Annotated in this window: 5 protein-coding genes; 4 read left to right on the forward strand and 1 reads right to left on the reverse strand. The window is 69.2% G+C overall.

The window, feature by feature from the left end; genetic code table 11:
- From sigE to tatB, 4 genes are all read left to right on the forward strand, one after another.
- Positions 1-587: RNA polymerase sigma factor SigE (gene sigE, locus WA944_RS00405; protein WP_526646066.1), on the forward strand; the 587-nt coding region annotated here is incomplete at its 5' end.
- Between the two features lie 76 nt (positions 588-663).
- Positions 664-1,059 carry an anti-sigma E factor RseA gene (rseA, locus tag WA944_RS00410; protein ID WP_526369490.1) on the forward strand — a complete coding sequence of 132 codons (396 nt, stop codon included), beginning with the start codon at positions 664-666 and terminating at the stop codon, positions 1,057-1,059.
- A gap of 90 nt (positions 1,060-1,149) precedes the next feature.
- Positions 1,150-2,637 carry a serine protease HtrA gene (gene htrA, locus WA944_RS00415; RefSeq protein ID WP_526608728.1) on the forward strand — a complete coding sequence of 496 codons (1,488 nt, stop codon included), beginning with the start codon at positions 1,150-1,152 and terminating at the stop codon, positions 2,635-2,637.
- A 3-nt stretch (positions 2,638-2,640) separates the two neighbouring features.
- Complete coding sequence (gene tatB / locus WA944_RS00420) at positions 2,641-3,066, forward strand: Sec-independent protein translocase protein TatB (protein ID WP_526608730.1); 426 nt, start codon at positions 2,641-2,643, stop codon at positions 3,064-3,066.
- Between the two features lie 79 nt (positions 3,067-3,145).
- Here the strand turns inward: tatB and WA944_RS00425 are convergent, their stop codons facing one another.
- Positions 3,146-4,288, reverse strand: coding sequence for a P-loop NTPase (locus tag WA944_RS00425; protein WP_526608732.1), 1,143 nt, complete (start codon positions 4,286-4,288; stop codon positions 3,146-3,148).
- Between the last annotated feature and the right edge of the window lie 108 nt (positions 4,289-4,396).

A 4,396-nucleotide genomic window follows, 5' to 3' on the forward strand; every position in this document is an offset into this window, starting at 1 on the left:
AGCTGATCGGTACGGCCGTGTTCGACGCCACCGGTGACAAAACCGCGATGCCCAGTTGGGACGAGCTGGTTCGCCAGCACGCCGACCGGGTGTACCGGCTCGCCTACCGGCTCTCCGGCAATCAGCACGATGCCGAGGACCTGACCCAGGAGACGTTCATCCGGGTATTCCGCTCGGTGCAGAACTACCAGCCCGGCACCTTCGAGGGCTGGCTGCACCGCATCACCACGAACCTGTTCCTGGACATGGTGCGCCGCCGCGGCCGCATCCGGATGGAGGCCTTGCCCGAGGACTACGACCGCGTGCCGGCAGACGAACCGAACCCCGAGCAGATCTACCACGACTCGCGGCTCGGCCCCGACCTGCAGGCCGCGCTCGATTCCCTTCCGCCGGAGTTCCGTGCCGCCGTGGTGCTGTGTGACATCGAAGGACTGTCCTACGAGGAGATCGGGGCGACCCTCGGCGTCAAGCTGGGGACCGTACGCAGCCGCATCCACCGCGGCCGGCAGGCGCTGCGCGACCACTTGGCGCGCCATTCCGACGCCGGTCTGCCGGAGGTGTTGCGCGACCCGGTCAAGTCGGCCTGACGTTCACTCGGTGTCTCAGAGCAGGCCGCGCTACATTCGAAGTAGGGGTGAGGTGACCGGAGAGAGGAGCTGGGTGATGGTTGATCCCGGACATGCATTCCGGCGCGCCTTCTCCTGGCTTCCCACCCAGTTCGCTGCACAAAGCGACTCACCCGTCGGTCCGCGCCAGTTCGGGTCCACCGAACATCTGTCGACCGAAGCCGTCGCCGCCTTCGTCGACGGTGAGCTCCGGATGTCCGCACATCTGCGCGCGGCGCATCACCTCTCGCTGTGCCCCGACTGCGCGCTCGAGGTCGATGCCCAGCGCCAGGCGCGGTCGGCGTTGCGGGATTCCTGCCCGGTGGCGATGCCGAGTTCTTTGCTGGGGCTGTTGTCCCAGATTCCGCACCACCCACCGGAGGAAGCTCTGGACCCGCCCGAGGGGCCCCAATTAGCTGATGGCAGGCCGCGCGCTCGTCGCAAGCGCCGGTAAGGTGAAAGCAGAGTCGACCATCGACGTGCGTCGGCGATTGCTGGCGCCTAGGCGACCTAGTCAAGAGGTATTGGGAAGGGCGATGAACGGGTGACCAATCTGGACCAGTCCGGTCGGGAGCGTCTGGAGCCGCGCCCCGTGTCGCGTCCGCCGGTCGATCCGGCGGCCAAGCGTGTGTTCGGTAGGCCCGAGGGCGTGAGCGGATCATTTCTCGCCGCCGGCCAGCATCGCGACCAGGGTGAGTACACCCCCACAGACCAGGCCCCGGACCCGGTGCTGGCCGAGGCCTTCGGCCGTACCCACCCGGGCAGCGAGTCGCTGCAGCGGCACCCGACCGACGCGGGCGCGCTCGAGGCGGAACGCGATGACAGCGCCGACGAACCCGACGATCCGTGGCGCAACCCCGGCTCGGCCGCCGCACTGGGAACCCCGGCGTTCGCGCCGAGCGCACCGGCGCCGGTGAGTGCCGCGACCGGAAAGCTGGGCGTGCGGGACGTGCTCTTCGGCGGCAGGGTGTCCTATGCGGCCCTCGGCGTGCTGGGCATCGTCGCGCTGGTCATCGGTGTCGCCGGAGGCTGGGTCGGTCGGACCACCGCGGAAGTCGTCGGCGCTTTCACAACCTCGAAGGTGACCCTGGAGACCGGTGACAGGCCCGACCTGCCGCCTGGCCGGTTCACCGAAGTGGCTGCCGCGGTTGCGGATTCGGTGGTCACGATCGAGGCGACCAGCGACAGTGAGGGTTCTCAGGGATCGGGCGTCGTCGTGGACGGCCGCGGCTACATCGTCACCAACAACCACGTGATCTCCGAAGCCGCCACGAACCCGGCCAAGTACGAGTTGGCGGTGGTGTTCAACGACGGCAAAGAGGTGCCGGCCAATCTGGTCGGTCGCGACCCCAAGACCGACCTCGCGGTGCTCAAGGTCGACAACGTCGACAACCTCGTCGTCGCGCGGATGGGGAACTCCGACGATCTCCAGGTCGGTGAAGAGGTGATCGCCGCGGGTGCCCCGCTGGGGCTGCGCAGCACGGTCACCACCGGCATCATCAGCGCGCTCAACCGCCCGGTGCCGCTGTCCGGCGACGGCTCCGACACCGACACCGTGATCGACGGCGTGCAGACCGACGCATCGATCAACCACGGCAACTCCGGTGGGCCGCTGATCAACATGAACGCCGAGGTCATCGGCATCAACACCGCAGGCAAGTCGCTGTCGGACAGTGCCAGCGGCCTCGGGTTCGCCATCCCGGTCAACGAGGTCAAGCAAGTCGTGGAGGCCTTGATCCAGAGCGGCAGGATCGCCCACCCGACACTCGGGCTGACAGCGCGCTCGGTGAGCAACGACGTCGCCAACGGTGCGCAGATCGCCAACGTCGCGCAGGGTGGGCCCGCCGAGCGGGCCGGAATCCTGGAGAACGACGTCGTCGTCAAGGTGGGGGACCGCGAAGTCGCCGACGCCGACGAGTTCGTCGTCGCCGTGCGGCAACTCAGGATCGGTGAGGCGGCACCCATCGAGGTGGTTCGCGACGGCCGACGCGTGACGCTGACCGTCACCCCCGGTCCGGACAACAGCACCTAGCCCGTGTTCGCCAACGTCGGGTGGGGCGAGATGCTGCTCCTGGTGATCGCGGGTCTGGTGATCCTCGGACCGGAACGGTTGCCCGGGGCGATCCGGTGGACGTCGGGGGCGTTGCGCCAGGCCCGGGACTACGTCAGCGGTGCCACCAGCCAGCTCCGTGAAGATCTCGGCCCGGAGTTCGAGGATCTGCGGGAACCGCTCTCGGAGTTGCAGCGGCTGCGGGGCATGACGCCGCGCGCGGCGCTGACCAAGCACCTGCTCGACGGCGACGACTCGATCTTCACCGGCAAGTTCGACGGCGCCGGCGCCAAGCAGGGTCCGGCGGTGAAGCCGCAGTCCGGACCCGGCCCGGCTGAGGTCGCACCGCCCACGCCCACTCCCACGCCCGAGCCGTCGGTGTCGACGCCCTTCGACACCGACGCCACGTAGCCTTCTCAGCGCCGGAACGGTATTCCAGCAGCAGAGTTGCGAGAGCGGCCATGCTGGAACGCAGTTCCGGCGGGGCGGGTCAGCGGCCGGCGGGGTCCAGCCCCAGCGACATGCCGGCCAGTCCACGCTTGCGGCTCGACAGCGCATCGGCGATGCTGCGCAGCTCCTTGGCCGCCGCGGAGTCCGGGTCGGACAGCACCAGCGGAGTTCCCGAATCGCCGGCCGAGACCAGCGCGGGATCCAGCGGCACCTGACCGAGCAGCGGCACGTCGGCGCCGACTGCCCGCGACAGGTTCTCGGCGACCTTGAGGCCACCGCCCTCGCCGAAGATCTGCATGGTCGTCCCGTCCGGCAGCACCAGCCCCGCCATGTTCTCCACCACCCCGACGATGCGCTGCCGGGTCTGCAACGCGATGGCGCCGGCCCGCTCGGCGACCTCGGCGGCGGCCATCTGGGGCGTCGTGACCACCAGGATCTCCGCGCCGGGGATCAACTGCGAAACCGAGATCGCGATGTCACCGGTGCCGGGCGGCAGGTCTAGCAGCAGTACGTCCAGATCACCCCAGTACACGTCGGCGAGGAACTGCTGAAGCGCCCGGTGCAGCATCGGACCGCGCCACACCACCGGTGTGTTGCCCTGGGTGAACATCGCGATGGAGATCACCCGGACGTCGTGCGCGACCGGCGGCAGGATCATCGAGTCGACCTGGGTGGGCCGGTCGGAGGTGCCCATCATCCTGGGCACCGAATGCCCGTAGATGTCGGCGTCCAGCAGCCCGACGGAGAGCCCGCGGGCGGCCATCGCGGCGGCCAGGTTCACCGTGACGCTGGACTTGCCGACGCCACCTTTCCCGGACGCGACGGCGTAGACGCGGGTCAGCGAGCCGGGTTGCGCGAACGGGATCACCGGTTCACGGGAATCGCCGCGCAGTTGCTTGCGCAGCTCGGCGCGTTGTTCGTCGTTCATCACGTCGAGGGTCACCTTGACCGCGCCGGTGCCGGGAACGTCGCTGACGGCGCGGCTGACGCTGTCGGTGATCTCGGTTTTCTTCGGGCATGCCGACGTGGTCAGGTACACCTCGACGTGCACGGAGCCATCGGCCTCGGCGGTGACGCTCTTGACCATGCCGACATCGGTGATCGGGCGCCGCAGTTCGGGGTCGATCACCTTGCCGAGCGCGGCGCGTACCGAGGATTCGAGGTCAATCGGAGTTGGGGACATCACCTGCGAGTCTAGGCCGCAGGTCGGTGCCGGCCGGAACGCGGTGGCTCAGCCCACCGGCCCGGGCGCAGGCCCGAGAGCCGGTGGAACGGGGCCCGGACCCGGAGC

The organism is Mycobacterium sp. (genome assembly GCF_049683355.1).
In the GTDB taxonomy this organism is placed as follows: Bacteria; Actinomycetota; Actinomycetes; order Mycobacteriales; family Mycobacteriaceae; genus Mycobacterium.